The following is a 5,046-nucleotide window of genomic DNA, read 5'->3' on the forward strand; positions in this document are numbered from 1 at the left end:
TCGCATCGTCTATGGCAGCGGCGGCGTCATCCCGACCACGGCAATTGCTGCACGGGCCGAGACGCTGTTCGAACGCGACGAGATCGCCTACGTCCATGTCCGTTCGGCGCGCAACAATTGCTACCAGTGCCGCATCGAGCGCGTTTGAGGCTGAGATTAGCTGCTGGAAACAGTTGTCGTACTCCCGTCGCATATTCGCGATAGAAAGCTATTGTCGATCGATTTGCCGACCGCGGATGAACCGGCGGTAAATCTCGACATCGAGGAAGCGGGGCTTTGGCTCCGCTTTTTTGTTGCCTGCGTTTGGCGCGGAAAGATTCGATCAATAAAAAAAGCCCGCCGGCATGGCCGACGGGCTGCAACTGTTTGGCTGGAGGGCCTTTTAGTTGAACTTGTACTTCGCGCCGAGACGCACGGTGTGGAAAGAGGAAGTCGAGGTAAGGGTGTCGTCGGGTGCGCCGAATTCCGAAGAAAAGTCCTTCTCGGCGAACTGCGAATAGCGATATTCGAGGCCAACGGTGACATTGCTGGACAGAGCCGTTTCAAGGCCGCCACCAACCGAGAAACCGCTGGAACCCCAGTCGAGAATGTCGCCGATCGGGTCGGAAGCGTTCAGATCGAAATGCTGCCAGCTGTAGCCGGCAAGCGCATAGGCAAGGGTCGATTCGTTCATCTTCATGCCGACGCGGCCCAGCACATCGAACCCATAGTCGGTATCGACGTTGATCGACCCGCCGCCGAGATCCAGCTTGGAAGTCATGCCGGAGTAGCGTGCATCGACCATGACGCCTGCGACCCAGCTGCCGAAGTCATGATCGTAGCCGACGTTCAGTTCACCAAAGGCACCTTCGCCACCGAGACCATTGAATTCCAGGTCGCCGAGCGGCGGAACGTTGATCTGATGCACGGACGCACCGGCGCCACCAGCGCCACCGATATAGAAGCCGGTCCAGTTGTAGGCTGGCGTCTCGAAGGCAGCACCGCCGCCGTTCTGGGCACCGAAACGGTAATTGGCTGCGATCTGGAAAGTATGGCGCGAGGTGTCAAGATTGAGGAGACCGTCCGGTACTCCGACAATGCCAGCCTCGGAAAGAAGATCGTCCTTGGTCCCGAAGCCCGTATAGCGATACTCAGTCTTGATCGTCCAATTGCTGTTGATGGCCGTTTCGATGCCACCTCCGACAAAATACCCGCTCTGATCCCAATCAAAGTCGAAGCCAGCGTTCGTATCGAGCTTGTACTTCTGCCAGGAATAGCCACCCAGCACGTAGCCCAGAGTGTTCGGCGTCAAGAGGTAGCCGAGACGCAGGCCAGCGTCGAAACCGTAGGTTTCCTTGATAGAAGCGTCGAACCCCATAATGTCCAGCGTGGTCTTGATGTTGCCCACGTGAGCGTCCAGCAGACCTCCGATGAGGAACCGGGGCGAGACCATATAGTCATAGCCGACCGTCAGCTCACCATAGACGCCTTCGCCACCAATGCCGTTCAGCGAGACTGGAATAAAATCGCTGCTGAGCTCGTGTACGTTGGCACCGGCACCGACGCCAAAACCAACGTACAGACCGCTCCAGTTAAAGCCGGCAGCTTCTTCCACTGGCTGCACGACGTCTGCTGCATGAGCAGCAGACATCAAAGCCACAGCAGAAACAGCACCAAGAAGAAAAGATTTCGCGGATGTGCGAATGAACATATGCCCGTACCCCAATGAGTAAACCCAGAATGTCTCTAGCAGGGAGTCGGCCGGTACGGGAATGACAAATATGCAACAATGATGAGCAAAGTGCCGTTGCGTCACATCTTTCGACGCCATGCTTTGCCTGAAAAACAGGCTCGCAAGAAAAAACCCGCCGGCATGGAACCGGCGGGCTGGATTGAAAGGAGCTGTTTTCGCGAAAATCAGGCGGCGAGAACGGCTTTCGGCTCGACCAGTTCGTAGCCGAGCGCCTCGGCGACTGCCCGGTTGGTGATCTTGCCCTTGTGGACATTGAGGCCGTTGCGCAGGTGATGATCGTCGACCAGCGCCTTCAGGCCCTTGTCGGCAAGCTGCAGGCCATAGTGCAGCGTCGCGTTGTTGAGCGCGTGGGCCGAAGTGACCGGCACGGCACCAGGCATGTTGGCGACGCAATAGTGGATGACGCCGTCGACCTCATAGGTCGGCTCGGCATGAGTGGTGGCGTGCGAGGTCTCGAAGCAGCCGCCCTGGTCGATGGCGACGTCGACCAGCACCGAGCCTTTCTTCATGCCCGACAGCATTTCGCGCGAAACCAGTTTTGGCGCCGCGGCACCCGGGATCAGCACCGCGCCGACGACGATGTCGGCTGAAAAACACTCTTCTTCCAGCGCCTCGACAGTCGAGTAACGGGTGTGGACGCGGCCGGCGAAGAGGTCGTCGAGCTGGCGCAGGCGCGGGATCGAGCGGTCGATGATGGTGACGTCGGCGCCAAGGCCGGCCGCCATCCTGGCCGCGTGCAGGCCGACGACGCCACCGCCGAGCACGGTGACCTTGCCGGGCAGCACGCCGGGCACGCCGCCGAGCAGCACGCCGCGGCCGCCATTGGCCTTCTGTAGCGCCGTGGCGCCGGCCTGGATCGACAGGCGTCCGGCAACTTCCGACATCGGCGCCAGCAACGGCAGGCCGCCACGGTCGTCGGTCACGGTCTCGTAGGCGATTGCCGTCACGCCGGACGCAAGCAGGCCCTTGGTCTGCTCCGGATCCGGAGCAAGGTGAAGGTAGGTGTACAGGATCTGGCCTTCGCGAAGCTGCGCCCATTCGCTGGGCTGCGGCTCCTTGACCTTGACGATCATGTCCGACCTGGCGAACACCTCGGCGGCCGTCTTGGCAATCGTGGCGCCGGCGGCGCGATAGGCATTGTCATCGGCGCCGATGCCGGCACCGGCCCCGGTCTCAACCAGCACTTCGTGGCCATGGGCGACATATTCGCGGACCGAGCCGGGGGTGAGGCCGACGCGGTATTCGTGGTTCTTGATTTCCTTGGGGCAGCCGACGCGCATTTTCTTCTCCTGATCCGGCCCTTTGGGCTCGTTCCCTGTATGGATGGAGTGAACCACGAATCGTTGCGCAGGTGTTTGCGAATGCGCTTGCGCCAACCGGCAGGTTTCGATAATCGTTGCGCAAAATAGCTGGATATTCGCAGGATTCACGAAAAATGCGGCTCGACAGGATTGATATCGCCATTCTCGAGGCTTTGCAGAAGGATGGCAGGATACCCAATGCGGCACTGGCCGAGAAGGTCGGCCTGTCGCAGTCGGCCTGTTCGCGCCGGCTCGACAATCTGGAGAAATCCGGAACCATCCGCGGCTACCATGCCCGGCTTTCCAATGCAGCACTCGGCCACCAGATGACGGCGATCGTGCACATATCGCTGTCGGGACAGTTCGAGAAGACGCTCTCGGATTTCGAGGCGGCGATCAAACGCTGCCCGAACGTGCTGTCCTGTCACCTGATGTCGGGCGAGTACGACTACATCCTGCGGATCGCGGCGAAGGATCTCGTCGACTATGAGCGCATCCACAAGGAATGGCTGTCGGCGATGCCGCATGTGACCAAGATCAATTCGTCCTTTGCGCTACGCGAAATCGTCGACAGGACCGCCATGGGCATGAAGCCGGAAATGGCCTAGGCTGCGTTGATATTCAGGTGATGCCGGCCTGCAAATGGTAGCTCCCTGCGCTTCCGGTGCTCGCGTACGAAAAGTACGCTCCGCTCCCGTTCTCGGAAGCGACCATTTTCGACGCGGCCTGACCTGAATCTCAGCACAGCCTGGACTAGCTGGCCTCCGTTACCACCCGGTCCATCGGGATATCGTGCGGCTGCGGGTAGATGGTCGCGATGCGTTGCAGCTCGTAGCCGACGCCGATGACCAGCGGCTTGAACGGCATCGCTGCCAGCGTGCGGTCGAAGAAGCCGCCGCCATAACCCAGGCGGTAGTTCTGGGGATCGATGCCGACGATCGGCGAGATGACGATGTCCGGCAGCACCGGATCGCCCTCGGCCGGGATTGGGATGTTCCAGACACCTTTCTCCAGCCGGTCGCCCGCTTTGTAGGCGCGGAAGATCAGCGGGTGCCCCTTGTCGATGACGATGGGCAGGGCGGTGCGGCCGCCGCGTTCGTTTATGGACGCCATCCAAGGCCGCAAATCCGGCTCGCCGCGAAACGGCCAGTAGAGACTGACCATGCGCCCGGCGATCTCGCCGATGATCGCGTTGAGGCCATCGGCGATGCGTTGCGACATTACCGCTCGTGCGTCGGCCGAAACGGCGAGACGCGCAGCGATCAGCCGTTCGCGTTCGGCCTTGCGCCAGCGTCTCACATCGATCCAGTCGCTCGAAGGCGCACGGAATTCCGGATCGAGCTCGTGCATGAAACAGGGCGGCGAAGAATACTGCGCCGGAGCATCGTCGTCACGATCGTTGGCCATGCCTCACCTCATCGCGTGTTCGATGACGCTATACCTCGCGATACGATACAACATGTGCATTCACGACATGGAACGACGAGTCTCGGGCACCGTCCATCTGTTGTTGCATTGCACAAAAATACCTACATCCAGGACAGCCAATCTTGCCATCGGGGTGAACGAAATGAATGAAGCCAGGCATCATGTCGTCGTTGTCGGCGCGGGTTTCGGCGGTCTCGAGTTCACCCGTGCACTTGCTGGCGCTCCGGTGCGTATCACCATGATCGACAAGCGCAACCATCACCTCTTCCAGCCGCTGCTCTATCAGGTGGCGACGACGGCGCTGGCCACCTCCGAGGTTGCCTGGCCGATCCGCCACCTCCTGCGCAAGCGCAAGGATGTGACGACCCTGCTCGCCAATGTCACCGGTGTCGACCGCGCCGGCAAGCGCGTGCTGCTCGATGACGGCAGCGCGGTCGCCTACGACACGCTGGTGCTCGCCACCGGTGCCCGCCACGCCTATTTCGGCCACGACGAATGGGAGCCTTTCGCCCCGGGCCTGAAGACGCTGGAGGACGCCACCAGCATTCGGAGGCGAATTCTCCTGGCCTTCGAGCAGGCCGAGCG

Annotated in this window: 6 protein-coding genes; 3 read left to right on the top strand and 3 right to left on the bottom strand. The window is 60.8% G+C overall.

What is annotated here, in order from left to right; translation table 11 throughout:
* The coding region (locus EOC06_RS32400; protein ID WP_128309703.1) for a DUF1203 domain-containing protein at positions 1–148 on the top strand (148 nt) is incomplete at its 5' end.
* Between the two features lie 234 nt (positions 149–382).
* On the opposite strand, the gene EOC06_RS32405 is transcribed toward EOC06_RS32400, so the two are convergent.
* Entirely contained in the window at positions 383–1,690 is a 1,308-nt protein-coding gene (locus EOC06_RS32405; RefSeq protein ID WP_128309704.1) for an outer membrane protein, read from the bottom strand.
* Positions 1,691–1,896: 206 nt separating this feature from the next.
* Positions 1,897–3,012, bottom strand: a complete 1,116-nt coding sequence (gene ald, locus EOC06_RS32410; protein WP_023812057.1) for an alanine dehydrogenase — start codon at positions 3,010–3,012, stop codon at positions 1,897–1,899.
* A gap of 155 nt (positions 3,013–3,167) precedes the next feature.
* Between ald and EOC06_RS32415 the strand changes: the two genes are divergently transcribed.
* Positions 3,168–3,641, top strand: a complete 474-nt coding sequence (locus EOC06_RS32415; protein WP_127269076.1) for an Lrp/AsnC family transcriptional regulator — start codon at positions 3,168–3,170, stop codon at positions 3,639–3,641.
* 145 nt (positions 3,642–3,786) lie between these two features.
* On the opposite strand, the gene EOC06_RS32420 is transcribed toward EOC06_RS32415, so the two are convergent.
* Positions 3,787–4,440, bottom strand: a complete 654-nt coding sequence (locus EOC06_RS32420) for a 5-formyltetrahydrofolate cyclo-ligase (RefSeq protein ID WP_128309705.1) — start codon at positions 4,438–4,440, stop codon at positions 3,787–3,789.
* Positions 4,441–4,603: 163 nt separating this feature from the next.
* On the opposite strand from EOC06_RS32420, the gene EOC06_RS32425 reads away from it, so the two are divergent.
* Positions 4,604–5,046: NAD(P)/FAD-dependent oxidoreductase (locus EOC06_RS32425; protein WP_164898855.1), on the top strand; the 443-nt coding region annotated here is incomplete at its 3' end.

The organism is Mesorhizobium sp. M7A.F.Ca.MR.362.00.0.0 (assembly GCF_004023175.1).
Taxonomy (GTDB): domain Bacteria; phylum Pseudomonadota; class Alphaproteobacteria; order Rhizobiales; family Rhizobiaceae; genus Mesorhizobium.